At 68.2% G+C, this 25,226-nt stretch carries 26 protein-coding genes; 7 read left to right on the top strand and 19 right to left on the bottom strand.

What is annotated here, in order from left to right:
- Positions 1–2: 2 nt before the first annotated feature.
- The 5 genes from ACUWEX_RS01915 to ACUWEX_RS01895 all read right to left on the bottom strand — a co-directional run bounded on the left by ACUWEX_RS01915 (position 3) and on the right by ACUWEX_RS01895 (position 6,179).
- Positions 3–980, bottom strand: coding sequence for a carbohydrate ABC transporter permease (locus ACUWEX_RS01915; RefSeq protein ID WP_079726593.1), 978 nt, complete (start codon positions 978–980; stop codon positions 3–5).
- Complete coding sequence (locus ACUWEX_RS01910; protein WP_079726592.1) at positions 980–1,933, bottom strand: carbohydrate ABC transporter permease; 954 nt, start codon at positions 1,931–1,933, stop codon at positions 980–982. The genes ACUWEX_RS01915 and ACUWEX_RS01910 overlap by 1 nt, the downstream gene beginning before the upstream one ends.
- 126 nt (positions 1,934–2,059) lie before the next feature.
- On the bottom strand, positions 2,060–3,319 hold the full coding sequence (locus ACUWEX_RS01905; protein WP_445996937.1) for an ABC transporter substrate-binding protein: 1,260 nt from the start codon (positions 3,317–3,319) through the stop codon (positions 2,060–2,062).
- Between the two features lie 357 nt (positions 3,320–3,676).
- Entirely contained in the window at positions 3,677–4,702 is a 1,026-nt protein-coding gene (locus ACUWEX_RS01900; RefSeq protein ID WP_079726590.1) for a LacI family DNA-binding transcriptional regulator, read from the bottom strand.
- Positions 4,703–4,826: 124 nt separating this feature from the next.
- The gene (locus tag ACUWEX_RS01895) at positions 4,827–6,179 is read right to left on the bottom strand and encodes an MFS transporter (protein WP_079726589.1); all 1,353 of its coding nucleotides are present in this window, start codon (positions 6,177–6,179) and stop codon (positions 4,827–4,829) included.
- Between the two features lie 139 nt (positions 6,180–6,318).
- On the opposite strand from ACUWEX_RS01895, the gene ACUWEX_RS01890 reads away from it, so the two are divergent.
- Together ACUWEX_RS01890 and ACUWEX_RS01885 are read left to right on the top strand one after the other, a co-directional pair.
- The gene (locus ACUWEX_RS01890; protein ID WP_445996936.1) at positions 6,319–8,697 is read left to right on the top strand and encodes an FAD-dependent oxidoreductase; all 2,379 of its coding nucleotides are present in this window, start codon (positions 6,319–6,321) and stop codon (positions 8,695–8,697) included.
- A gap of 39 nt (positions 8,698–8,736) precedes the next feature.
- Positions 8,737–9,519 (top strand): IclR family transcriptional regulator, encoded by a 783-nt coding sequence (locus tag ACUWEX_RS01885; protein ID WP_445996935.1) that lies wholly within the window; start codon positions 8,737–8,739, stop codon positions 9,517–9,519.
- 108 nt (positions 9,520–9,627) lie between these two features.
- Here ACUWEX_RS01885 and nagB read toward each other — a convergent pair whose 3' ends face one another.
- From nagB to ACUWEX_RS01850, 7 genes are all read right to left on the bottom strand, one after another.
- Complete coding sequence (gene nagB / locus ACUWEX_RS01880; RefSeq protein WP_079726586.1) at positions 9,628–10,407, bottom strand: glucosamine-6-phosphate deaminase; 780 nt, start codon at positions 10,405–10,407, stop codon at positions 9,628–9,630.
- Between the two features lie 44 nt (positions 10,408–10,451).
- Entirely contained in the window at positions 10,452–12,179 is a 1,728-nt protein-coding gene (locus ACUWEX_RS01875; RefSeq protein ID WP_445996934.1) for a copper homeostasis protein CutC, read from the bottom strand.
- Positions 12,176–13,231 (bottom strand): asparaginase, encoded by a 1,056-nt coding sequence (locus ACUWEX_RS01870; protein WP_327196272.1) that lies wholly within the window; start codon positions 13,229–13,231, stop codon positions 12,176–12,178. The genes ACUWEX_RS01875 and ACUWEX_RS01870 overlap by 4 nt, the downstream gene beginning before the upstream one ends.
- Positions 13,232–13,282: 51 nt before the next feature.
- Positions 13,283–14,197, bottom strand: coding sequence for an amino acid ABC transporter permease (locus ACUWEX_RS01865; protein ID WP_445996933.1), 915 nt, complete (start codon positions 14,195–14,197; stop codon positions 13,283–13,285).
- A complete protein-coding gene (locus tag ACUWEX_RS01860) occupies positions 14,194–14,838 on the bottom strand; it encodes an amino acid ABC transporter permease (RefSeq protein ID WP_077054369.1) in 645 nt (214 codons plus the stop codon). Before ACUWEX_RS01860 ends, ACUWEX_RS01865 begins: the two co-directional genes overlap by 4 nt.
- Positions 14,839–15,046: 208 nt before the next feature.
- Positions 15,047–16,003, bottom strand: coding sequence for a glutamate ABC transporter substrate-binding protein (locus ACUWEX_RS01855; RefSeq protein ID WP_234990935.1), 957 nt, complete (start codon positions 16,001–16,003; stop codon positions 15,047–15,049).
- 61 nt (positions 16,004–16,064) lie between these two features.
- Positions 16,065–16,793: an amino acid ABC transporter ATP-binding protein gene (locus ACUWEX_RS01850; RefSeq protein WP_143785393.1), complete on the bottom strand. Its 729-nt coding sequence runs from the start codon at positions 16,791–16,793 to the stop codon at positions 16,065–16,067.
- A 244-nt stretch (positions 16,794–17,037) separates the two neighbouring features.
- Between ACUWEX_RS01850 and ACUWEX_RS01845 the strand changes: the two genes are divergently transcribed.
- The 3 genes from ACUWEX_RS01845 (at position 17,038) to ACUWEX_RS01835 (ending at position 19,129) form a co-directional block, all read left to right on the top strand.
- A complete protein-coding gene (locus tag ACUWEX_RS01845; RefSeq protein ID WP_079726582.1) occupies positions 17,038–18,240 on the top strand; it encodes an ROK family transcriptional regulator in 1,203 nt (400 codons plus the stop codon).
- A gap of 17 nt (positions 18,241–18,257) precedes the next feature.
- Positions 18,258–18,830, top strand: a complete 573-nt coding sequence (locus ACUWEX_RS01840; RefSeq protein WP_079726581.1) for a hypothetical protein — start codon at positions 18,258–18,260, stop codon at positions 18,828–18,830.
- Between the two features lie 65 nt (positions 18,831–18,895).
- Positions 18,896–19,129, top strand: coding sequence for a PLDc N-terminal domain-containing protein (locus tag ACUWEX_RS01835; RefSeq protein ID WP_159449461.1), 234 nt, complete (start codon positions 18,896–18,898; stop codon positions 19,127–19,129).
- Positions 19,130–19,155: 26 nt separating this feature from the next.
- On the opposite strand, the gene ACUWEX_RS01830 is transcribed toward ACUWEX_RS01835, so the two are convergent.
- Together ACUWEX_RS01830 and ACUWEX_RS01825 are read right to left on the bottom strand one after the other, a co-directional pair.
- Positions 19,156–19,560: an SRPBCC family protein gene (locus tag ACUWEX_RS01830; RefSeq protein WP_445996932.1), complete on the bottom strand. Its 405-nt coding sequence runs from the start codon at positions 19,558–19,560 to the stop codon at positions 19,156–19,158.
- A 38-nt stretch (positions 19,561–19,598) separates the two neighbouring features.
- Complete coding sequence (locus ACUWEX_RS01825; RefSeq protein ID WP_445996931.1) at positions 19,599–20,318, bottom strand: maleylpyruvate isomerase N-terminal domain-containing protein; 720 nt, start codon at positions 20,316–20,318, stop codon at positions 19,599–19,601.
- Between the two features lie 79 nt (positions 20,319–20,397).
- Here ACUWEX_RS01825 and ACUWEX_RS01820 point away from each other — a divergent pair, with 79 nt between their 5' ends.
- Complete coding sequence (locus tag ACUWEX_RS01820; RefSeq protein ID WP_079726576.1) at positions 20,398–20,853, top strand: hypothetical protein; 456 nt, start codon at positions 20,398–20,400, stop codon at positions 20,851–20,853.
- Between the two features lie 12 nt (positions 20,854–20,865).
- On the opposite strand, the gene ACUWEX_RS01815 is transcribed toward ACUWEX_RS01820, so the two are convergent.
- From ACUWEX_RS01815 to ACUWEX_RS01805, 3 genes are all read right to left on the bottom strand, one after another.
- Entirely contained in the window at positions 20,866–21,600 is a 735-nt protein-coding gene (locus ACUWEX_RS01815; RefSeq protein WP_079726575.1) for a hypothetical protein, read from the bottom strand.
- A gap of 67 nt (positions 21,601–21,667) precedes the next feature.
- Entirely contained in the window at positions 21,668–22,666 is a 999-nt protein-coding gene (locus tag ACUWEX_RS01810; protein WP_445996930.1) for a DUF1648 domain-containing protein, read from the bottom strand.
- A complete protein-coding gene (locus ACUWEX_RS01805; protein WP_079726573.1) occupies positions 22,663–23,019 on the bottom strand; it encodes a GntR family transcriptional regulator in 357 nt (118 codons plus the stop codon). Before ACUWEX_RS01805 ends, ACUWEX_RS01810 begins: the two co-directional genes overlap by 4 nt.
- A gap of 87 nt (positions 23,020–23,106) precedes the next feature.
- Between ACUWEX_RS01805 and ACUWEX_RS01800 the strand changes: the two genes are divergently transcribed.
- The gene (locus ACUWEX_RS01800) at positions 23,107–23,679 is read left to right on the top strand and encodes a hypothetical protein (protein WP_445996929.1); all 573 of its coding nucleotides are present in this window, start codon (positions 23,107–23,109) and stop codon (positions 23,677–23,679) included.
- Between the two features lie 119 nt (positions 23,680–23,798).
- On the opposite strand, the gene ACUWEX_RS01795 is transcribed toward ACUWEX_RS01800, so the two are convergent.
- Both ACUWEX_RS01795 and ACUWEX_RS01790 read right to left on the bottom strand, forming a co-directional pair.
- The gene (locus ACUWEX_RS01795; RefSeq protein WP_079726571.1) at positions 23,799–24,035 is read right to left on the bottom strand and encodes a DUF1059 domain-containing protein; all 237 of its coding nucleotides are present in this window, start codon (positions 24,033–24,035) and stop codon (positions 23,799–23,801) included.
- 81 nt (positions 24,036–24,116) lie between these two features.
- Complete coding sequence (locus tag ACUWEX_RS01790) at positions 24,117–24,980, bottom strand: sigma-70 family RNA polymerase sigma factor (RefSeq protein WP_445996928.1); 864 nt, start codon at positions 24,978–24,980, stop codon at positions 24,117–24,119.
- Positions 24,981–25,226 lie beyond the last annotated feature (246 nt).

Here is a 25,226-nt window from a genome sequence, read left to right as displayed (position 1 = left end):
GCTCATTTCAGACCGGTGGTGGCGACGCTCTCGATGAAGCGTCGTTGGACGAACAGGAACATGATGGCGAGGGGCAGCACCGCAATGAGCGAGCCGGCCATCATGACGCCGTAGGGGATGATGCCGCCGGGGCCGGTCAGCAGCGTGAGCCCCGATGTGATGGTGCCCATCTCGCTGTCGGTCGTGAACACGAGCGGCCACAACAGGTCGTTCCAGTTGTTCACGAACGTGAAGATGGCGAGCGTGAGCAGCGCGGGAACGGCGTTCGGCAGCACGACGCTGCGGAACACCCGCCACTCGGAGGCTCCGTCGATGCGGGCGGCACTGTCGAGGTCGCGCGGCAGCGAGACGAAGAACTGACGCAGGAAGAAGATGCCGAAGGCATCCGCGGCCCTCGGGATGATGAGCGCCGCGAACGTGTTCACCCAGCCCAGGTCGCTCACGAGCTGGTAGACGGGGATGAGCGTGGCCTGGAACGGGATCATGAGACTGGCGATGATCGCGATCAGCAGCACGTTCTTGCCCCGGAAGTCGATGCGGGCGAGCGCGTAGGCCACGAGCGAATCGAAGACCAGCGCGCAGATCGTGACGCCGCCAGCGAAAACGAAGCTGTTGGCGATGAGCCGCGCGAAGGGCAGCTCGGTGAAGATGCGCGTGAAGTTGTCGAACGTCCACTCGGTGGGCACGAGCGTGGGCGGGAACGCGTTGACCTCACTCGTGGGTTTGAAGGCCGTGAACACGATGATGATGATCGGCAGCAGCAGGAAGAACGTGGCCGCGAGGAACACCACGAGCGAGATGCCGCGGAGCACCAGGCTGCGCTGACGGGCCTTCTTGCGCGCGGGCGTTTCGACCCGGCCCGCCGTCGCACCTCCCGGGCGGGTCGACCGCGAGCCGCCGCGCGCGGAGCGGGTGGAGCGGGTGGAGCGGGGCGTGCGGCCGGATGAGGCGTCGGCCGGGGTTTCGAGGGTGTGTGACATCAGCTGGCGTCCTTTTCGCGGCGGCCGGCGAAGCCGAACTGAACGAGCGAGAGAATGAGCGTCGCGATCAGCAGCACATAGGAGAGTGCCGAGGCGAAGCCGAGGTCGAGGTCTTTGAAGCCGGACTCGTAGATCTCCATGACGACCGTCTGGGTGCTGCGGTAGGGGCCGCCGCCCGTGAGCACGTAGATCTGGTCGAAGGCCTGCAGCGCGGCGATGAGGGCCACGATGCCGACGAAGGCCAGCGTGTTGGACAGCTGCGGCAGGGTGATGTTGGTGAAACGGCGCCAGGCGTTGGCGCCGTCCATCTTGGCCGCCTCATAGAGGCTGCCCGGGATGTCTTGCAGGCCGGCCAGGAAGATCACCATGTAGAAGCCGAAGTTCTTCCACACCGCCACGAGCACGACGGTGGGCATAGCGAGGGCCGGGTCTTGCAGCACGTTGCCGAGGCTGATGCCGGCACCACGCAGCCAGTAGTTGAGCAAGCCGATCTGCGGGTCGAGCAGGTACTGCCACGCGAAGGCGGCGACGGCCAACGACACGATGAACGGCAGGAACAGCGTGGTGCGGAAGAAGCCCCGCCACGGCAGCCGCGGGTTGTTGAGCGCCACGGCGAGCAGGAGGGCCACGATGACCGCGAGCGGCGTGAACAGCACCGAGTAGAGCGCCGTGTTGCCGATCGACTGCAGGATGTCGGGATCGGTGAAGACCCGCACATAGTTGTCGAGCCCCACGAAGTTCTCGGCCCCGAACCCCGACGCGTCGGTGAACGACAGCCGCAGCGCCGACACCATCGGCCAGCCCACGAACACCACGAGGATCGTGAGGCCGGGGATGAGGAAGGCGGCGGCTGTGAGGCGGCGTTGCGTGCCGCCCGGCATGGGGCCTCGCCCGCCCAGAGGGGCAGGGGTGCGGAGCCGCTTGCGCGGACGCTCCCTCGTGGTGCTGGTCATGTCTCAACCTTGTGTGCTGAATCGGAGCCGACGCCTCGTGGCGGCGGCACTGTGGAGAAAGTCGTGCCAATGGCGATGTGGAGAACAGATTCGGGGGCGACGCCGTGTGCCGCCGCCCCCGAAGCGTTAGTCCTTCAGGGCCTTGTCGATGGCGGTCGATGCCGATCCGAGCAGCTCTTTCGGGTCGCCGCCCGCCATGGCCTTCTGGGTGGCCTCGTCCATCGCGCTCAGGACATCCGTGCTGTTGATCACGCCGGGCAGCAGCGCCTTGGTGGTCGACGAGATGTCGGTGAGCGAGGCGACGACGGGGTTGGACGAGACGTCAGCGGCCGGAACATCGGTGCGCAGGGGCGGCCACCCGGAGCCGAGCGACCATTCGGTGGCGACATCCTTCGAGAAGAAGTAGGAGAAGAAGTCCTGAGCGGCCTTCTGTTCCTCGGGCGAGGCCTGAGCCGTGACGGCCATCGACACGCCGATACCCGAGGATGCCTGGGCGACGGGTCCCGCCGGGATCGCGGCGATGCCGTAGTCGATCTTGTTCTCGGTCGAGACGCTGGCCATCCAGGGTCCGCCGATCGTCATGGCCGCTTTGCCCGAGGAGAACAGCTTGTCGGTGGCGACGCCATCCAGTCCTGTGGGGCTGATCTTGTCGTCGTTCAGCGCCTTCGACCAGTATTCGAGGGTCTCGACGTTCTCGGGAGAGTCGATGACGGACTTCGAGTCGTCGACGATCTCGCCGCCGTTGCCCGCGAAGAGCGAGGGCCAGACGCCGTTGCCGACCGTGGCGTGATCGGCCAGGGCCAGACCATATTGCTCGGGCGTGCCGTCGCCGTCCTGGTCGACCGTGAGCTTCTTGGCCGCGTCGACCCATTCGTCCCAGGTCTCGGGGAATTCAGTGACGCCGGCCGCTTCGAAGAGCGCCTTGTTGTAGAAGACCGAGAGCGGCACGAAGCCCGTCGGCACGCCGTATTTCGCGCCGTCGACGGTTTCCATGGCCGCGGCCTGCTCCGAGATCTCGGCCGCGTTCTTATCGTCGGCGTAGAAGTCGTCGAGGTTGACGAGCGCCTTCTTCGAGGCGTAGACGGGCAGGCGTTCGGCGGGCATAGCCACGATCTGCGGGCCCTTGTTGGCCGAGAGCGCGGTGAGCAGGGTGTCGTCGATGACATCCCAGGTCTTCACCTGCGTCTTGATCGTCACCTTGTCTTGGGACTTGTTGTAGTCGTCGACGATGCCGTCGAGGACTTTGCCGTCTGCCTCGGTGTAGCCGTGCCAGAAGGTGAGGTCGATGTGACCGTTGCTGTCGGTCGACGACGAAGACGTGGAGCAACCGGCCAGGGCCGCCGTGGCCGTGACCGCGACAGCGAGTGTCGCCAAGAGCTTCCTCATTGAATGCCTCTCTTAGCTCGCCGACATCCGTGTCGGGCGAGATCTCTGCAACGCTGCAATTACAACGTTGTAAAAGTGATGATAGGCACGAGCTCACGAGACTGTCAATTCATTTGCGCAGATCCCTCATGCCCAAAACGAGTGACACGACGGATGCCTGAGCGCGCCGCTTCAGCAGGGCACCCGTCAACCCCGGCCCCGAGCCGTGTGAGTATCAACACGCCCCGTCGAGAATGCGCCGAAATGGGGGCCTCGCCACCCTCGAAGCCTCACGGCGTCACGCCATCACGCCGCCACACCGTCGCGCCTTCACGCCTTCACGCCTTCACGCCTTCACGCCTACACGCCTTCACGCCTTCACACCGCCTGGCGCACGGCCGCCGATTCACGCTCGACCACCGCGAAGGGCGCGTTGATGCGCCGCGGCTGCCCGATCGCGCCACCCCGGTCGGAGATGCGCTCGATCAGCGCCGACACCGCGGCCTCGGCGATCTGCCGCCGCCCCGGGTCGATAGTGGTCAGGCTCGGCAACGAGAACTGGCCCTCGGTCAGGTTGTCGAAACCGACCACCGCCACATCGGTCGGCACGCGCACGCCCTCTTGCTGCAGCACACGCATGGCGCCGAGGGCCAACTCATCGTTCAGCGCGAACACCGCATCGAACTGGATGCCCCGCGCCAGCAACTCCTGCATCGATCCGGCGCCGTCCATGCGGTGCCAGCCCTCGCGATAGACCACGAGGCTCTCATCGAACGGGATGCCGTGAGCCGCCAGGGCCTCGCGATAGCCCTGCAGTCGCAGTGCCGCCGAACCGACGGCCTCGCGGGCGTGGGCACCGATCGCGGCGATATCGCGCCGACCGGAGCGGATGAGGTATTCGGTCGCCGCGCGCGCCGCCTCGACGTTCTGGATCGTCACGTGGTCGGTGGGGCCGCCGAAGATGCGCTCGCCGAGCAACACCAACGGGTAGGGGACGTCGAGATGCGAGGCATCCTCGTTGGACATGCCCAGCGGGCTGAAAAGGAGACCGTCGAGCATGGCGATGCGGGGGCTCTCGAGCACATCGATCTCGCGGTGACGCTCGCCGCCGGTCTGCTCGATGAGGACCGTGAAGTCCTGGGCGCGCGCGGCCGTCAGCACGAGGTCGGCCAGATCGGCAAAATAGCTGAAACTCAGCTCGGGAACGGCGAGACCGATGACGCCCGTGCGACCCGTGCGCAGGTTGCGGGCGGCGATATTCGGTTGATAACCGAGCTCCGTCACGGCCGCGGACACCTTCTCGCGTGTTGCCGGCTTCACGAACTCGTAGCCGTTGACCACGTTAGAGACCGTCTTCACCGAGACTCCGGCGAGCGCCGCGACATCCCGCAATGTTGCCGCCATCACGCCCCTCTCCGTCGCACCGGTGCTGACGCCATCCTAGCCAGGCGGGGACAAACGGTTGAGCCACCTGTCACAGCCGCGCGGGTCGCGCGTCACGTGCACGACCCGCGCAGTGCGGGCCGGCCTAGGACGGCAGCGGGGCCTTCGCGGTCTCGCGAGCGCGCAGCACCACGATGAGGCTGATGAGCGCGGCGGCCATCACGTAGAAGGCGGGGGCGAACTTGTTGCCCGTCGAGGCGATGAGGAAGGTGGCGAAGTAGGGCGTGATGCCACCGAACACGGCGACCGACATGTTGTAAGCGATCGACATGCTGCCGTAGCGGATGCGGGTGGGGAAAAGTTCCGCCATCGCGGCACTGGCGGCACCATCGAACGCGGCCATGAAGACACCCAGGATGATCATGGCTCCGGCGGCCGCCCAGAAGTTGCCGGCGTTCATGAGCATGAGCGTGGGGTAGGTGAGCACGAGGAAGCCCAGGCATCCGGCGATCATGACCGGTTTGCGACCGATCTTGTCGCTGAGCAGACCCATGAAGGGCACGAGCGTGGCGATCGCGAGCAGGCCCACGACGGTGGCGCCGTAGCTGAGGGTCTTGCTATAGCCCAGGTCGGTTTGCAGGTAGGACGGCATGAAGGTCTGCAGAATCCAGTGCCCGACGGCCTTGAGCACGACGAATCCGACGCAGAACAGCAGCGCGCGCCACGACGTGCGGAACGAATCGCGCAGCGGGGAGGCCGACACCTCGCCGGCGGCCTTCACGGCCTGGAATTCGGGGGTGTCCTCGAGCTTGTTACGCAGGTAGAGGCCGACGAGACCGAGCGGCAGGGCGAGCAGGAAGAGGACGCGCCATCCCCAGTCGGTGAGGGCGTCTTCGCCGAGCGTCGTGGTGAACAGCAACACCAGGCCGGCACTCACAACGAAGGCGGCGAAGCCGAAGACGTCGATGAAGCTGGTGACGAAACCGCGGCGGTTGGACGGCGCATATTCGGCGAGCAACGTCGTCGCCCCCGAGCTTTCGCCGCCGGCCGCGAAGCCCTGCACGAGCCGCACGATCACGAGTAAGAACGGCGCCCACAGCCCCACCATGTCGAAGGTGGGCAAGAGGCCCATCACCACCGTGGCACCCGAGGTGACGAGGATGACGGTGGCGAGCGTCGTCTTGCGGCCGAGCCGGTCGCCGATCGAGCCCCAGAAGAGGCCACCGAGGGGGCGCATCACGAAGCCGGCGCCGAACACGGCGAAGGCCGAGAGGAGGGCGGCCTGCGTGTTGCCCTGCTGGAAGAACTGCACGCTGATGACGGTGGCGAGGGTGCCATAGAGGCCGAAGTCGAACCATTCGACAAAGTGCCCGGCCCCCGCGGCGCCGATGACCTTGCGCATGCGCCGGCGGCGTTCCGCGTCGTCTAACGGGGTCAGGCTCGTGCGGGCGGCGGCCTCGTCGAGGCCGGCCTGCGGCTGTTTCACTGTCTCGCTCATCGGGAATCCTCACGTCATTGTTGAAGCTGGCGACGATCAACATACCACCAAGCGATCGTTTAATCCCACTGAGCGGAACATTAATCCCATTCAGTGATAGTTTGAGGTCGTCGTCCCCCGGTCAAAGGAGCCCAACCCCATGCAGAGTCGAACAGAGTCCAGCGATGTCGTCGTCATCGGCGGAGGCCTCGCCGGCGTCTCAGCCGCCGTTGCCGCCGCCCGACTCGGTTCGCGCGTCTCGCTCATCACCAATCGTCCCGTGCTCGGCGGCAACTCGTCGAGCGAGATCCGCGTGTGGGTGGTGGGCGCCACCGCGCACGGCCACCATCGATTCGCCCGCGAGACCGGCATCATGGGCGAGCTCTTCCTCGAGAACCAATACCGAAACGCCGAGGGCAACCCCTACTACTGGGACCAAACGGTGCTCGACCTCGTGCGCGCCGAGCCCAACATCCACCTGCACCTCAACACGGATGTCCGCACCACCGTCATGCGCGACGCAACACCCACTGCCGCACCCGCTGCCACCCTCGACGCCGCGCCCGCTGCCGCCCCCGACTCAGCCCGGGCTGCCGCACCCGCCATCGAGGCCGTCATCGGCTGGACCATGGGCAGCGAAATCGAAACGCGCTTCGAGGCCCCGATCTTCATCGACTGCACGGGCGACGGCCTGATCGGCGCCCAAGCCGGCGCCACCTACCGCATCGGCCGCGAGGCCCGCTCGGAATACAACGAGCCGTGGGCCCCCATCGAGGCCGACGACGAGCTCCTCGGCAGCTCCATCTTCTTCTACACGAAGGATGCCGGCCGCCCCGAGCGTTTCGTGCCGCCGAGCATCGCCATCGACCTCGCCCAGACGCCCATCCTGGCCAACCGCATCATCCGCACCGGCGACAACGGTTGCAACTACTGGTGGATCGAATGGGGCGGCGAACTCGACACCGTCGGCGACAACGAGCGCATCCGCGACGAGCTGTGGGGCGTCGTCTTCGGCATCTGGAACCACATCAAGAACTCCGGCGAATTCGACGCCGACACGCTCACGCTCGAATGGGTCGGTGCCATCCCGGGCAAACGCGAATACCGCCGGTTCGTGGGCGACCACACGCTCACCCAGCACGACATCCTCGATCAGGTGCGCTTCGACGACGCCGTCGCATTCGGCGGCTGGTCGATCGACCTGCACCCCGTCGAGGGCGTCTATGCCGACAAACCGGGTGCCCAGCAGCGTTTCAGCGATGGCACCTACGACATCCCCTTCCGCAGCCTCTATTCGTGGGATGTCTCGAATCTGCTGTTCGCCGGGCGCAACATCTCGGCTTCCCACGTGGCCTTCGGGTCGACGCGCGTCATGGCCACGTGCAGCACCCAGGGCCAGGCGGTCGGCACGGCCGCGGCCCTCGCCGCGCGCCTCGACGTGACCCCGCGCGAGCTCGGTTCCCGTCACCTCGACGTCTTGCAGGGCACGCTCCTGCGCGAGGACGCGCCCGTCATCGGCGTGCGGGCGGCTGATCCCGACGACCTCATGCACACCGCCACTCTGACCGCGTCGAGCACGCTCACCCACCTCTCGACGGTGCCGCACGCGGGGGCCGACACCACCCTCCCCCTCGACCGCGACGTCGCCCTCGTCATCCCGGTCGAGCCGCGCCTCGACGACATCACCTTCCGCGCCGACGCGAGCGCCGACACCACCGTCACGGTCGAGCTCTGGGGCACGGGCAAACCGCAGAACTACGCCCCCATCGTGCCGCTCGACACCCGCACCGTCGCGGTGACGGCGGGCCGCAGCATCCCGATCGCCGCCCGTTTCGACTGGCTGCCCGACGACCCCCAGAACGCCGTCGTCGTCGTGCGGGCCAACCCCGACATCGCGCTGCACCTGGCCGAGGAGCGCCCCTACGGCGTGCTCGCCCTCACCGCCAAACACGCCTCGGACGAGTCCCTCGACGACCACATCCCCGAAGAGGGCGACCAGCCGGTCACGGATTGGACGGCCCGGATGCTGCGCCGCCGCAGCTTCGTCGCGACCGTGTCGCCCGCGACCACCGCCTACTCCCCCGCCCACCTGATCGACGGCCTGCAGCGCCCCTTCGGCGGACCACACCTGTGGTCGTCGGCCCCACTCGACCCGACCCGCGACCTCGCCACCCACCCCGAAACGGTCGAGGCGACGTGGTCCGAGCCGGTGACCATCCGTTCGGTGCGCATCGTGTTCAACGACGACGTCGACGAGGATCTGGTGAACCTGCACCACCACCGCACGGAGTTCGAGGTCATCCCGGAACTCGTGTCCGACTACGCCGTCGAGGCGCGCACCGCCACGGGCGAATGGATGCCGGTGGCCGAGGTCTCGGGCAACCGCCACCGCCACCGCGTGCACGACATCGACGCCGTCACGACCGACGGTTTGCGGCTGGTGGTGCGCGGCACAAACGGTTCGCCGTATGTCACGGTCGTCGCGCTCAAGGCGTACTCGGCGCCGAGCGGCCGCGCCGGAGATGCCTGGGTAGGCTGACAGCTGAGTCCCCGTCCGTCCCGAGCGAAAGAGGTCCCCGTGCCCGGCGAAATCCAGCAAGGCATCGGCCGCGCCGCCTCGGTGCTCGAGGCTCTCGGTGCGTCGACGAGCGGCCCGCTGCGGGCATCCGATATCGCCCGCGCGACGGGGCTCGGCGCCTCGACAACCGCCCGGCTGCTCGGCACGCTCGAAGAGCTCGGCTATGTGAGCAAGCTCGCGGCCGGCCCCGCCTACACGATCGGCCCCGCCATCCTGGCCCTGGCGAGCGCCGGGCTCAACCAGAACGCCGTTCACCGCGAAGCCCGCAGCGCCGCGCAAGAGCTGGCCCACCGCACGGGCCTCAGCGTCAACGTCGCCGTGCGCGACGGGGCGAGCTCGGTCTACCTCTGCCACTTCGAGGGCTCGCTCGCGCCCAAATCGCACACCATGGTCGGGTTGCATCAACCGTTGCACGCCTCGGCGCTCGGCAAATGCCTGCTGTCGGGCCTCGGGGACGACGAGCGCCGCGAGCTGCTCGGCGACGAGCCCTACCCGCGCTACACGAAGAACACGCTGACCACGTTCGAGGCGCTGACCGCCGACCTGGCGCGCATCGCCGAACGCGGCACAGCCCTCGAAGACCAGGAGCTCGCGCTCGGCCGCCTGTGCGTCGCCGCCCCCATCCGCGACGCCACGGGCTCGGTGGTCGCCGCGATCTCCATCTCGGGCCGCCTCACCGTGATGAACGACCACGACCTCGACGCCCTGTCCGAGGAACTCGTCGAGGTAGCCGACCGCATCAGCGTCGGCCTCGGCATGATCTCGGCCATCCCCGTTCGCTGAGGTTGCTTCACCTTCCGCCGATCGCTGATCGACGAAAGAGAGCGTTCACTTTTTGCCACTGTTCAGTGAAACTGAACAGCGCTGAAAAATGAACGGTGGCTAACCTCTTTACAACACTTGCCAGTCCGGCTTGTTGTCGTAGGTGTAGCGGTAGTAGTCGGCGTGGGCCAGGCGCGAGGCGGCGGCCTCGTCGACCACGACCGTCACGTGCCCGTGCAGTTGCACGGCCGAGCCCGGCACCGACGCCGTGAGCGGGCCTTCGAGCGCGGCCGCCAGCGCCTCGGCCTTGGCTTCGCCGAACGCGAGCAGCACGAGGTGACGCGCCCGCAGGATGGTGCCGAGACCCTGCGTGATGCAGTGGCGGGGCACGTCGTCGACGCTGTCGAAGAAGCGCGCGTTGTCGCGGCGGGTCTGCTCGGTGAGCGTCTTCACGCGGGTCAGCGACGCAAACGATGAGCCCGGCTCGTTGAAGCCGATGTGGCCGTCGGTTCCGATGCCCAGAATCTGCAGGTCCACGCCGCCGGCGGCTTCGATGGCGGCCTCATAGTCGGCGCCCGCGTGCTGGATCGTGGCGGCATCCCCGTTGGGGGTGTGCACGAGCTGCGGGTCGAGGCCGAGCGGTTCGACGACCTCACGCGTGATGACCGAACGATACGACTCGGGATGCTCGGCGGGCAGCCCCACGTATTCATCGAGGGCGAAGGCGCGCACGCGGGAGAGATCGAGGCCGGCCGAGCGTGCCGCCAGGGAACGGTAGACGGGCAACGGGGTCGAGCCCGTGGCGACGCCGAGCACGGCATCCGGTGTGCTCGTGATGAGACGCACGATAGCGTCGGCCACCAGGTCTCCGGCGGCTTCTTTCGTGGGGAGGATGACGACTTCGGCCATGTCACGTGCCTTTCGATACGGGGATGATGTGGGGTGCACGCCGCTCAGGCGCGAGGCTCTTCAGCCAAGACGTCGGCGGTCGTCCACCGGTCGACGACCTCGCCGTGGCCGCTGGCGCGGAACGCGAGGACCGCGGCGCCGATGCGCCCGCCCGCCGTGCCCAGTTCGGAGACGCGGATTTCGGGCGCTTCCCGCCACACGAGCGACTGCGCGAGTTCGGCACGCAACGGGTCGAGCAGCAGGCCGCCGGCGCGCGACACTCCGCCGGCGAGCACGATGACGGCCGGGTCGATCAGCAGCGTCACCGATTTCAGTCCCAGCGCAAGAGCGTGCACACCGTCGGCCCACACGCGGTCGGCAACGGGGTCGTGCCCGAGGCGCACCGAGATAGCGGCGGCGTCCAGGCCAGGCTCTCCCCCGGCGGCGGCGTAGCGGCGCGCGATTCCGGCACCCGAGAGATAGACCTCGAGACATCCGTGTTGGCCGCACGTGCACGGCTCGCCGTCGGGAATGGCGGGGATGTGCCCGAGTTCGCCGGCCGTGGTGACCGCGCCGACGACCGGATGCCCGCCACTCAAGATCGAGGCCGCGACACCCGTTCCGATGGCCACGAGCACCGAGTTGGCGACACCCTTCGAGGCGCCGAAGAGGCTCTCGGCGAGCCCGCTCGACCGCACATCGTGGCCGATCTCGACGGGCACGCCCAGTTCGGCCGAGAGGATGGGGCCCAGAGGAACGTCGGTCCAGTCGAGCGTCGAGGCGTAACGCACGATGCCGTTCTCGGCCTCGACCATGCCGGGCGTGACCACGCCGATGCCGACCACGTGGTGTCCCGATTGTTCGGTGTGCGCGCGCAAACCCTGCAGCAGCTCAATGATGCGGGCGATCGACTCGTCCCCGGTGGCGCCGACGCCCACGGACCGCGACGCAATGGTGCGGCCCGAGGCATCCACGATGGCGCCCTTGAGGTTGGTGCCGCCGATGTCGACGGCGATGACGACGGATGCGTCGGAGAGCGTGTCGGTCGTCGGATTCTCGAGCGCCGCGAACAGGTCACGCACGACGTCGGGGTCGGTCCGCAGCGTCCCGTCCCCGCGCGGCGACGCGGTCTGGGCGCGCAGGTGAACCTCGGTCGCGCCCGTCGCGTTGAGGATCTCTCGCACATTGGCGGGGCGCACCGATCCGCCGACGAGCACGGTCGGGGCTGCGGGCTCCGCGCGCGACCAGCGCACGAGTTCGGCCAACACGTCGATGCCCTGAAGCGCGGGATGCGGTCCACCCGAGGTCAGCACGCGCTCGACGCCGGCCGCGGCCAGCACGTCATAGGCGGCCAGCAGATCGGATGTCGCATCGAACGCCTTGTGAAAAGTGACGGGCAGCGGCGCCGCGGCGTCGATCAGGCGGCGGAGCGCGGCGGCATCCACCTCACTTGCGGCGGTCAGGGCGCCGACGACGACGCCGACGGGAGTGCGCGCACCGGCCGCGGCTGCCGCGATGGCCCGCAGGTCGCGGCACATGACGTCGACCTCGGCCTCGCTGTAGACAAAGTCGCCCCCGCGCGGCCGCACGATGATCTGCACGCCGACGCGTTCGACGGCGTCGAGCACCGCCAGGATCGTGCCCATGCTCGGCGTCGTCCCGCCCTCGAGCAGGTCGGCGCACAGCTCGATGCGGTCCGCACCCTCACGGTCGGCGACGAGCGCCCCCTCCAGGTCGTCGACGCACAGCTCGACGAGCACGCGGCTGGTCTGCGCAGAGTCGGATGCGCTCACTGCACGTCACCGCGCGCGGCGATCCACGCCGTCACATCGGCACCCGCCGCGATCTCACCGACGGGCACGCCGCCGCCCAGAACGGGCAGCTCGACGAGCGAACCGGCGGCCGCGACATCCACGCCCAGCGCGCCCAGCACCTCGAGCGCGAGCAGGGTCGTCGCGCGCGGGTTGCCGTCGACGATCTTCATCGCGACCGCCTGACCCGTGGCCGCGGCCATGCCGATGACGCCCTCGGCGCCGCCCTTGGCGAGCACGCCGGGCACGCGCGTCATGGTGTCGCTGTTGGCGTGGTTGTCGCCGCCCACGAAGAAGGGGTGCGCGCGCATGGCGTCGGCGACGAGGCGTTCGGGGGTTCCCTCGGGTGCCGTCACGAGGGCGCGGAACGAGCGCGCCAGACCCTCGACCGTGGTGCTGAACAGGGGCGCGCCGCATCCATCGATCGCCGTGTATTCGACGGCCGTGCCCGCCACGCGCTCGACCGTCTGCCGCACGAGCTGCTGCAGCGGGTGCTCGGGGTCGAGGTAGGTGGCCGTGTCCCAGCCGTTGGCGGCGCACGCCAGCAGCATGGCGGCGTGCTTGCCCGAGCAGTTCATGCGCACACGCGAACGGGTCTCGCCGTCGCGGATGAGGCGCTCACGCGTGGGCTCGTCCTCGGGCCAGTCGACGGGGCAGCCGAGCGCCGACTCGTCGAGACCCGCGCGGTCGAGGATGCGGCGCACGGCGTCGACGTGAGCGTCCTCGCCCGTGTGGCTGCCGGCGGCGATCGCGAGCTCTTCGCCGCTGAGGTCGGCGCCGGCGAGGACACAGGCGAGGGCCTGCAGGGGTTTCGTGGTCGAACGCGGCAGCACCTGCGTGGAGCCGCGGCCGAGGTCGGCGGCCACCGTTCCGTCGGCGTCGAGGGCTACGAGCCAGCCGAAGTGGCGGCTCTCGATCACACCCGAACGCACGATCACGGCGAGCTCGGCCAGCTCGGAGGCGGCAGCGGGCACGGACGACGCCGCGGCGGGCGCGGACGAGGCGGCCAGGTCAGAGGAGGGAAGGGTTGCCACGGTGTTGCTCCTTCGTCGCGGTGCGACAGTCGATCGGGAGAGAAAGGACGCTCAGTCGAGCACGGGCGCGCCCACGATGGGCACGGGCGCCGCGGCATCCGGTTTGCGCAGGCTGCGCTTCGAGGGGCGCGTGCGCAGGCGGGCGGCGAGCGTCGAGAGCGCGCCGTTGAAGACCAGGTAGATGAGTGTGACGACGACGAACGTCTGAATCAGCAGGTGGTTGAACGACGACAGCACCTGGCCGCGATAGAGCAGCTCGGTGAAGGCCACGATGTAGCCGAGCGAGGTGTCTTTCACGAGGCTCACGAGCTGCGTCACGAGCGAGGGCGTGGCGAACCGCAGCGCCTGCGGCAACACGACGAGTCGCGAGGTCTGCGCCTCCGACATGCCGAGGCTCAGGCCGGCTTCGCGCTGACCGCGAGGCAGGCCCAGGATGCCGGCGCGGATGATTTCGGCGAACGCGGCCGAGTTGGCCACCGTCAGCGGGATCACGAGCTTCCAGATGAGCGGGAAGTTGAGCCCCAGCTGCGGCAGGCCGAACAGCATCAGGTATATGAGCAGCAGCACGGGAACCGTGCGTGCGATCTCGATATACCCGGTCGACAGCCAGCGGATGACGCGCACCCGGCTCAGGCGTCCGAGCGCCAGGAACAATCCGAGGAATCCTCCGAGAACGGCCACGAGCGCGGCCGCCTGGATCGTTCCCCACAGGCCGACGAGCAGGTACTCCCACACGGGCCACGAGAGGAACGGCGTCCACTTGTCGGCATCCAACTGCCCCTTCGAGCCGAACTGGATGAGCCCGGCCACGACGATCCCGACCAGGATCAGGATGACGACGGCCGACCAGATGCGAATATTGCGGCGGGTCTTGGGCCCGGGCTCGTCGTACAGCGACACCTTCTGCGTCGCGGCGCCCTTGCCCGCGCCCGTGCCGGTGCCGGTCGTTTGCGTTGTCGCGCTCATCGGACGATCGCCACCTTTCGCTCGATGCGGCCGGCACTCAGGCCGATGATGAGGGCGAGCAGCATATAGACGAGGCCCGCCGCCGTGAAGATGAGGATGGGTTGCGCCTCGACGAGGTTGAGCTTGTTGGCCGCCGAGGTGAGCTCGACGACGCCCACGGCCGCGGCGAGGGCGGTGTTCATGGTCAGCGCGATCATGACGTTGCCGATGGGTTGCACGGCGGCGCGCAGTGATTGCGGCAGCACCACCAGGCTGAGGGTCTGGCCGAGCGTGAAGCCCAGCGCGCGGCTGGCCTCGATCTGCCCGTTGCCCACCGTGTTCACGCCGCTGCGGATCGCCTCGGCCACGTAGGCGGCCTCATACAGCGTCAGCACGACGACCGTGGTGGGGGCCAGGGGCATGAGGATGCCGGCATCCGGCAGTGCGAAGACCGCGAGGATGAGCAGCACGAGCAGTGGCACGTTGACGAAGAACTGCACGTAGGCGAAGGCCGCTCCGCGCAGCACCGGGATCGGGCTGATGCGGGCCGCCGCGATGAGCGTTCCGACGATGAGCGAGCCGATGCCGGCGACCACCGCCATCACGACCGTCGTTCCGAGCGCGGCGAGGAGCGGGCCGGCGCTGTCGACGAAGATATCCATAACTTCCTTCGGGCGGTTTCGGGGCTGTTCGGGTGGGGCAGGTGGGGCAGGTGAAGCGGATGAAACGGGTGGTGCGGTTCAGCCCGGGCGACGCAGACGCGGCGCGACGTGCGAGACGACGCGGATGCCGCGGGGCCCGGGCGCGAGCCGCCGGAACCGGTTGCCCCTCAGAAACGTGAGGCAACCGGCATCCGGCGTCTGCTGTGGCTTAGGAGCCGGGGACCGAACCGATCTTCGGAGCGTCGGGCGTCTCGGACTCGACGGCCGCGCCGAGCGTGGCGTCCCAGACCTTGGCCCAGGTGCCGTCTTCCTGGATCTTGACGAGCCAGTCGTTGATGAACGTCTTGAAGTCGTCGTCGTCGTGCTTCAGACCGATGCCGTAGGCCTCGGTGGTGAAGGGCTGGCCGACGACCTTGATCGAGTCATCCGAGGCGGCGTTCGAGGCGAGCAGCGTGAAGTCCTGCACGTAGGCGTCGCCGCGACCCTGCTTGAGAGCCTGCATGGCCTGCGGGTCGGTGGCGAAGGAGACGAGCGTGGCGGTGGGCTGCTCTTCGGGCACGGCGGTCACGGCCGGCGTGTTCGCGCCGACGATGACGGTTTTGCCGGCGAGGTCCTCGATGCCCTTGATGTCGTCGTTGTCGCTCTTGACGGCGACGGCCAGACCGGACTCGAGGTAGGGGCCCGCGAACGAGACCTGCGCGGCGCGCTCCTCGGTGATCGTGTAGGTGTTGAAGACCACGTCGACGGTGCCGTTCTGCAGCAGCGCCTCACGGGTTTCCGAGGCCGGCGGGATGATCTCGACGTTGGGCTCGCCCAGAATGTAGATCGCCAGCAGCTTGGCCAGGTCGGCGTCGAAGCCCTCGACGTCGTCGGGGTTCGAGGGGTCCTGCTGCGAGAGCAGCGGAGCGTCGAGGGCCTCGCCCACGATCAGCTTGCCGCGCTCCTTGATCTTGGCCATGGTCGAGTCGGGCAGGATGTCTGCGGCCTCGGCGACGACCGCGTTCTTGTAGACCTCGTCGAGCGAGGAGGCGGCCGACGAGGCCGTGGGGTCGGCGCCGGGAACGGCGGCGTCTCCGCCCGAGCAGGCCGCGAGGCCGAGCATGGCGGTGAGGGCGACGGCGGCAACGGGGATGGCCCGGCGAAGGGGTGAACGTGAAACGCGCAAGGTGGTGCCTTTCTCGGTGGGGTTCTAGGGCTGTGTGTCTGTGTGGCTGTAGGGCTGCGGGTCAGTGGGTCAAGATTTTGGAGAGGAAGGCGCGGGCGCGTTCCGACTCGGGGTGGTCGAAGAACTCGGCGGGCGTGTTCTGTTCGACGATGCGGCCGTCGTCCATGAAGACGACGCGGTCGGCGGCGCGGCGGGCGAAGCCCATCTCGTGGGTGACGACGACCATGGTCATGCCCTCTTTGGCGAGCGAGACCATCACGTCGAGCACCTCGGTGACCATCTCGGGGTCGAGAGCCGAGGTGGGCTCGTCGAACAGCATGACCTTGGGGCGCATGGCGAGCGCGCGGGCGATGGCGGCGCGCTGCTGCTGGCCGCCCGAGAGCTGGGCGGGAAAGCTGTCGGCCTTGTCGGCGATGCCCACGCGGTCGAGCAGTTCGAGGCCGTGCTTCTCGGCATCCTTCTTCTTCTCGCCGCGCACCTTGATGGGGGCGAGCGTCACGTTCTCGAGGATGGTTCGGTGCGCGAAGAGGTTGAACGACTGGAACACCATGCCCACGTCGGCCCGCAGCTGCGCGAGCGCCTTGCCCTCTTGAGGCAGTGTGACACCGTCGATGCGGATGTCGCCGCTCGTGATCGTCTCGAGCCGGTTGATGCAGCGGCACAGCGTTGACTTGCCCGAGCCGGACGGCCCGACCACGACGACGACCTCTTGCGGCGCGATGCTGAGCGACACGTCTTTCAGCACGTGGTGTTCGCCGAAGTGCTTCTGCACGTCGGTCATGACGACCATGTCGGTCGATGCAGTGCGTGCCGCGGACGATGCCGTGGGGGTTCCAGGTGCGTGTGCCATAGTGCCGCCTTCTCGTGAAATGCGGCCTTCGGGGGCCGCATCGCCATCCTCGGTCGGATCCCCCATCCATGATGACGGGATCAACCTAACAACTGATTGTTACACGTAGATTTCGATAAACTTTATGCAATACTGGAGCAACTGCGGAGGCATCCGCCACCCCGACGCGACCGGAAGAGCCCCGATGAGCACGAGCGAGTTGTTCCGCACACCGCCCCGCCACGCGCCCCAGAACGTCGAGATCCTCGGGCCGTTGCGCTCCGGCCGCGCCACGTCGCGCGCCGCCCTCGCCAAGGCCACGGGCCTCTCCCCCTCGACCGTCGCGTCGCGCGTCGAGGACCTCATCGCGCAGGGCCACATCGTCGAGGTCGGGCACGGCGAGTCCCGCGGCGGCCGGCGCCCCCGCCACCTCGAGATCCGCGGCGACGCCGGTCTCGTCGGCTGCATCGACCTGGGCGTCGACCGTGCCACCTTCGGCCTCATCGATTTCGCCGGAAACCTCGTCGGCGAGCGCCACCTCGACCTCGACATCGCGGCCGGCCCGCACGACGTCCTCTCCTTCGCCGTCGCCCAGTTGGTCGACATGGTCGAGCAGTCGGATGTTCCGAGCCACACGCGCCTGCGCGGCATCTCGGTCGGGGTGCCCGGGCCCGTGTCGTCGACCACGTCCCGCATCGTCGCGCCGTCGCGCATGCCCGGCTGGAACGGCGTGTCGGTGGCCGAGGTCGTGCAGCGCGACATCCAGCTGCCCGTCGTCGTCAACAACGACGCCAACCTGATGGCCGCGGGCGAACTGCTCGACGCCGACGAAGCGGCCGCGTTCGCCAACCAGGTCTTTGTGAAGGTGGGCTCGGGCATCGGCTGCGGCATCGTGTCGGGTGGCGAGCTCTACACGGGCAGCAACGGCTGGGCGGGCGACATCAGCCACGTCTCGGTGCCCGGGGCCGCGGCGGTTCCGTGCTCGTGCGGGCGCACCGGATGCCTCGACGCCCTCGCCTCGGGCAACGCGCTGGTGCGCGAGATGCAACTCGCCGGCCACGACGTGCACACCGTCGAGGCGATGATCACCCTGGCCCGCGACTCCCACCCCCTCGCCACACGCCTTTTGCGCAACGCGGGCGTCATGACGGGCGGCGTGCTCGCCACCATCGTCAACTTCTTCAACCCCGACCGCCTCGTGTTGGGCGGCGTGCTCGCCGATTCGGCCGTCTTCGTCGCGGGCGTGCGCTCCACCCTGTACGCAGACTGCCTGCCCATGGCCACCGAGCAGCTCACCGTCGAGGTCACGCGTCACCAGGGCACGGGCGGCCTGCGCGGCGCGGCCCGCATGTTCCTCGACCGCGTCTTCTCCACCGAGGGCCTCCCCCCGCTCACGCCGGCGCCCTGACGCACTAGGGTCGATCCGTGACCCAGACTCCGCCGCCGTCGTCGTCGACTCCGGCATCCGCGCCCCTGCCCGCCGCGCTCGTGATGCCCAGCGAGATGACGCACTATGTGATCCCCCTGGGTTTCGCGCACCGATCGGCCGTCGCCCTGCTGCGCGCGAGCCTCTTCACCCGCAGCTTCACGGTCGCCTTCATCGTCGTCGCGGCGCTGTACCTCATACTCATGGGGCTGGATGCCGCCGACATCGTCGAATCCGGGGCGCTCTCGTGGATTGGGCTCATCTACTTCGCCTTTATGTGCCTCATCGCGGTCCTCCTGTACGCCGCGCAGAGGCGGTCTACCGCTGCGTTACTCCCTACGGGCAGCACTCTTTCCGCGCGCTTCGACGCCGAGACGTTCTGGGAACAGACACCGGTGGCCGAACAGATCGTGCGCTACGACGCCTTCGAGAAGCTCATCGAACAGAGCGGCTTCGTCTTCCTCAAAACGCGCCGCGGCGGCATCGCCTCCGTTCTGCCCCGCGAGCTCGTCCCCTCCGACGCCTGGCTCGACTACATCCGTTCGCAACTGGCACCCGCGTCGCGACGCTAGGTGCGCCTCCGCTCGGTCACTAGGCTGGGCGCACAGACCGGCCGGGTCGGCGGATGGGGGAAATCATGGATGTCGCACTCGCGATCGTTCTCGGCGTCGTCTTCGTCGGCGCTTACGTGGCGGTCATCGTCTACGCCATCACGCAGATCCGGCGCGAACCGACGCTGAACAGCTCCGAACGCACCGTGTGGATCCTGGCGGTCATCTTCTTCCCACTCATGGCCGGTTTCGTCTGGCTGTTCATGGGTCCACACCCGCTCGGACTGCGCATCGACCAAACGCGAACTCCGCGCAGCTAGCGCCGGCCGGACGGCTCGTCGGCCCGTCAGGTTCCGTGCTGCTCGCGCAGAACCTCGTGCTCGAGTCGCTCGAGGTCGGCGGCGACCAGCTCGATGTCGCGCGCGAACTCGTCGTCGGTGAGCTCGATCTGGCGCACCGTGAAGACGATCTCGGCACCGTTTGGATGGGCGAGCACGCGTACCGGATTCGTGACGACGGTCCCGGATGGCAGGGTCACATCGTGGTCGAGGACTCCCAGGTCGTTCCGCTCGACGAATCGAACGGTCACCCGGCCCATGGGCGACTCGACGACGAGGACGTCGCCCTCGCGAACCACTTCGGACTGCGCGAGACCCGCCGCCCACCGCGGAAGATTGTCGACATTCGACGCATACTCATACACGGCGTCCGGCGAAGCCGAGATGACCCGACTGACGTGATGGCTTCTCATACTCTCGGTCACTGATCCTCGCCTTTCGGGTTCTTCGGTCACAAGACGTGCAGCGCGTCGGACTCGTCGCGCTCGCGCCGGCTCAAAGCGCGCAGCACCGCGAGGTCGCCGTGGCGCACACGCGCCGCACCCACGAGAACGTCGACGGCAGCGGCCAGGGCGGCGGGAGGACTCGTGACGGCCGCGCCGATGCTGAGGGACAGGTCATCCGTGTGCACGGCGAATTCGACGAGACGGGTGCGCAGGTAGTCGTCGAGCGAGATGATCTCGCCCGGACGATGCGCAACGCTTAGGCGACGTTCGGCAGGTTCCATAGCGAGGCGCGATCGCAAGCGATCGAGGGTTTCACGGCACTGCGCGACCACAGCCAGAACACCCTTCTCCGCTGATTCCGTTCCACGTCGGATGACGCCGCGACTGACGTCTGACTCGCGATCGGCAATGCCCTCGAAGGTTCCAAAATAGGTGGATGCATCGATAACGGCGATGTCGGTGCCCCCGGGCCCGCCGCCCGCCTCACGACCGCTGTCCGAGTCGGGGCCAGAGTCGACCCCGGAGTCAACCTCGAGGTCGAGGAGGAACTCGACCTGCGTCAGACTGCGCCCGAGATGAGCCGCCAAAACCCCCATGGTCATGCCGGGCAGCACGGATTCCTCGTGCCACCTGCTCGCAACCCGCTCATCGCCGATGAGGTCGACGGCGCTGGCCGCGGCCTCGAGGTAGGTCACGCGAGGGATGCTCAAGGCGCTGTCAGTCATGGGCCTCAGTGTGGCAGCCGCCGACGCCCGCGAACAGGCCCAAGCTTGAGGATTCTTATCGACCGAATAGGCTGGTGGGATGGATCCAGCAGCAGTGAATTCCTGGGGATGGTTCGCTTTAGCCCTGGTCAATGCGGGCCTGGCGGAACAGAAGAACCGATCGCGCCTCAACTGGTTCCTCGTCTCGATCTTCCTCGGACCGATCGCCACCCTGCTCATCGTCGTCTGGAAACCGGCGCCCGCGCAGCCGGACGACGAGGCCCCTCAGCCCATCAGCCTGTCGACCGGTTTTCTGGCCATCGGTGTGACGCTTGCCCTCGCCTCGATCATCGTCATCGCACTGCTGGCATCGAGTCCCCCGAGCATCCTGGCGTGGATCATCTCGGGCGTCATGATGGCCGGCGCCCTCGCCTGCCTCATCACGTTCGTCGTGCGCCGCCCCGCCGATCGGGCTCGCTCGCTCGCCGGCGCACCGCAACAGACTCCCGCCCCGAGCAACACCGAGGTCTCGGCGCAGGACCGCGCCTCCTCCTGAGCCCGGCCGCTCTCACGGAACGGGTATCGGATCCCATGCCACGTTCACCGTCAGGTGAAAGAGCTTGTCCACCGAGGTGGGGCGAAAGGATGTCCCGGCGCTGAGTTGCAGTCCGCCCGCCGCGGGAAGCGACTCGCCCACACCGACGAGCTGCCAGTCCTCGATCGGGTCGGCGTTCTCGGCCGCCACGATTTTTGCGTCGAGTTCGGTGAGGCTGTCGAGGGGCAGATCCAGCTGGCCGAGCACGTCGCGATACACGGCTCGCCCGTCATCCGGGCCGTGCTCGATAGCGGCGTTGATCTGCAGACCGAAAAGCCGACCGGCGGGGACGAGCACCTCATCGGATGTCGGGTCTGTGATGGCTTCGTCGTGATCGGAGGCCTCGAAGATGACCTCGGTCGCGTCGACCTGCACGCTCTTCCCCTCGGGCAGCAGCAAGCGCACCGGCCGGGGGCCGACGGAGGTCGAACTGTAGGCGCCCACGAGAATTGGGGTGTTCGGGCGGACATCGGTATCGATGCCGAACGCCTCCGTGCTGGGAGGCACAGTGAGATCCCAGACCTCGACACCGTCCTCATAGGTCATGGCGGTGGGCTCGGGCCCCGAGTGCACGACGCCGTATTCGTTGCGCGGGAATCTGTCGGGTGCGGATGTCGGCGGGCCGATGACGGGCAGACACCCGCTCGCCCCGAGAACGACCGCGGTCAGCAGAGAAACGATCGCCGTGCGGCGCCACAGTGTGCTCATGTCTCCCCCACAGCACGCCCTCCAGACGACGGCGGTTCAACCGGAAGCTTACCGAGACCGACCGGCGTCAGCTTCCCTGCTGCACCCGGCTTCGCTCGCGCAACGCATTGGCAGCCGCCGCCGCTTCCTCGGCGTCGCGCACCGTGACCGCGACGACCGATCCGCCCGCGCGGTGAACGACCACGCCGGAGCCTCGCCTGATGACATAGGCACGCCCGCGTCCCGAGAAGCGATACCCCCAGCCGCCCCACTGCCCGGGCTCGATGGTCTCGGCCGAGACGACGTCGATGTCGCGCAGGGGGATGCGGATGAGCGGAATGCCGAAGGCACCTGAACGCAGACGCACTCCGAACCGGTCGATGGTCAGGCGCGCCGGCGACAACGCGAGCACCGAGAGCGCCACGAACGAGAGCGTGGCGCAGGTCGTCCACAGCCCCGCATCCGCCGATCTCGCCGCCGCGACACCGAGGGCCACCGCGGAGGCCACGAGCACGACGGCGATGGCCACCAGCAACGGGCTCGTGATGGTGCGCGACCAGACCAGGCGCTCGTTCGAGGCGAGACTTTCGAGCGGCTCGGGCACGCCCTGCGCGGCGCTCAACACCTCGTCTTCTGTCTCGGGGACGACGGGGAACAGGAGGAAGACGACCGTGGCGACGAGGAACGGGATCACGAGGAAACCGAGCCGTGCTCCGAGATCGGCGGACTCGGGCGAGGCGGCATCGGCCGTCGTACCGGCCAACACGATCCACACAGTGCTGGGGAACGCCGCGATCAGGGTGGCGGCCGACGCCATCTTGCGGTTCTCACGGGAGGCGCTGCCCATCAGCACCACCGCGACGGCGATCGCCGTGACGGCCGCGGCGATGGCGGCAGAGATCCAGAACGACATCCACGTCGAGCCGTAGCCGTCGGGTTCCATCGCGAAACCGGACCAGTGCGTGGCCATCGTGGGCCCCAGGCGCGGCGCGAAAACGAGCGCGGCCGCCCCCATGGCGATCAGGGGCAGAATCTGCAGGACCACCGCGGCGCTTCGCCGCAGGCCTGCACCCGATATTCGTCTCATGTCGTCTCCATCCCCTTCACGATGCCGGCGAGTTCTCGCGGCGAGATGCCCGCTCGCGCCGCCTCGGCGACCATCGCCGCCACGGCCTCGAGCACGTCGCGCACCCCCGGCTCGTCGCCGCCGACGACAGTCGCGCCGCGACCCCGACTCAGGGCGATGACCCCCGCCTCGCGCAGCGAGTCGTACGCGCGCAATACCGTGTGCATGTTCACGTCGAGCGAGGCGGCGAGGTCTCGAGCCGAGGGCAACTTCTCGCCCACCGCGACGTCGCCGCGCGAGACCGCGAGCCGGATCTGGAACGAGATCTGTTCGGCGATCGAGGCGGGTGAGCCATCCGAAAGTCTAATGAGCATGTTTGTATTATATGCAAACAATGCAAAGGTGGCGCGTGCGAACCGTGGCGGAAGCATTGCGGCGACAGGAGGCGACATACTGTCACCATGACCGACTACCCGCAGGCCCCCCTTCCGCCGCTCGTCGTCGGCTCCGACCCCGTTCGCACCGAGCGGGCCACGCGACCCTCGTTCGTTCTCACCCTGGTGGCCGCGGCGCTCGTCCCGGTCTTCGCGGCAACCGTCGCCGCTCTCATCGCGTCGTCGAGCGGCTTCGCGATGGGCTTCGTGTCGGCTCTACCGCTGCTGCTCGTGTCGTGGTTCACCCTGTTCACGGTCGCGCAGGTGGCGTCGGTGCGCGGCGCGCGGTCACGCCCGGGCACAGTTCTCACACTCGACACGGCGGGCCTGCACAGCAGCATCGAGCAGGGGGATGTCTTCCTCCCCTGGCCCGCCATCGAACGCCTCTCGGTGCGCCGCCGTGGCAAGTTCCGCATCCTCACGTTCCGCCTCGCCCCCGGCGTGACCGCGCAGTCGCCCGGCATCCACTCGACGCTGCCCACGAAGTCGTTCGCCACCCTGAGCAAACTCGGCTTCCAACTCGGCGAGGTCGCCATCGACTGCCCGCTCGACACCGTCATCGCGGCCTCGACAGCCTTAACGGGCGGCCGCCTGCGCTAAGCGATCCCAGGCGGACAAGCGGCCGATCCACCCCAGTCAGGCAGGCGGCCTCGGTCGCTTCGCTGAGTGGCCGCCTGCACCAAACGATCACAAACTAGGCGGACATCCGGATGCGTCGCCTACGACGCGGGCAGCTCGGCGAAGGCGCTCTTCACGCCGTTGTACCAGTCGAGGGACTTCTTCGGGTGGCGCCAACGGCCCTTCATGTCCTCGCGCGCCGGAACGTGAGCCTCGTCACCTGCCTTGACCGCCTCCTTGAGGTGCCGATCCTGGGCCTGGATGATCTCGTCGGCGGTCTCGGCCCGGTGCTCGAGGCCGCAGGGTCCGCCCAGGTCGGCGCAGGTCATGGTCTTCATCGTGTCTCCGTTCTCGCCGTCGCGTCTGCTGCGGCTCTCACCATATTGACGAACGGGCCACGTGGGATGTGACCATCCGCATCATTCCGCCGTCGCCCCGGGCGTGTCGCGCACGACCGGGCGTCGAACGATCGCGGCCAACACTTCGGGTTCGGCGCGGAAGACGATGGCCTCGACCACACCATCGGCAACCGTGAAGTCGAAGGCGACCATTGCCTGCCCGCGGTTGAACCAGGCCGCACCCGGTCGCCCGTCGACGAGCGCCGGAAGTGCGGCGTGTGCGCTCCCGTTGAAGAAACCGGCCACGGCCTCGCGACCTTCGATGCGTGTCGGCGTACCCGCGGCGATCGCGGCCGCGTCGGCGCTGACGGTCGCCCCCGGCGCGAGGAGCGTGAGAAGCCGCATCAGGTCACTCCCCCGGGCCGCAGCCATGAAGGCGTCGACGACCTGTTGGTCGGTCTCGGGGCCGCCCCGCTCGGCATCCGCGACTTTCGCGCGCGCCCGCGAGGCGAGTTTGCGGGCCGCCGACGGCGTGCGGTCGAGGATCTCGCCGATCGAGTCGAAGTCGAACCCGAACGATTCGTGCAGCACCCATGCGACCCGTTCGTTCGGCGTGAGGCGGTCGACCACCACGTGCAGGGCCTGACCCACCGACTCCCGGTGCAGGGCGGCCTCCTCCGGGCCGGGCTCGAGCGAGGCGGCGACATCATGGGCCTCGGCCGTGTCGGCAGGTTCCGGGATGCGCGCGCGCAATCGGTCGAGGCACAACCGGGTCGTGACGGTCGTCAGCCAGGCGGCGGCGCTGTCGAGCTGGGCGGTGTTCTCGTGCAGGCGGATCCAGGCGAGCTGCACGACATCCTCGGCCTCGTGTCGATCGCCGAGGATGCGGGCGGCGATGTTGGTCAGCCGGCCGCGCTCACCTTCGAAGACCTCCGATGCCACCATGCGCCCACTCTAGGCCCGACGACCGCTGTGTCGCCCCACAAAAGAGGGCCGCAAAAGCCCTGGCGGGAAGAGTAGAGTGCGACAAGTTCCGACCCCGCGCCCGGGGCGCCACAGTTCGCGCGATATCGCATCCGGAGCTCGCCCAGCGCCGGAACGACATCCGAATCCCAGTAGTCGCGCCGAAAAGTTAAGTACTCCTCAGCATTGCCGGTGAGGATGCTTCATTTCTACGCTGTGACAGACAGG

The organism is Okibacterium fritillariae, assembly GCF_052783725.1.
This window is presented reverse-complemented; position numbering and strand designations above follow the sequence as displayed.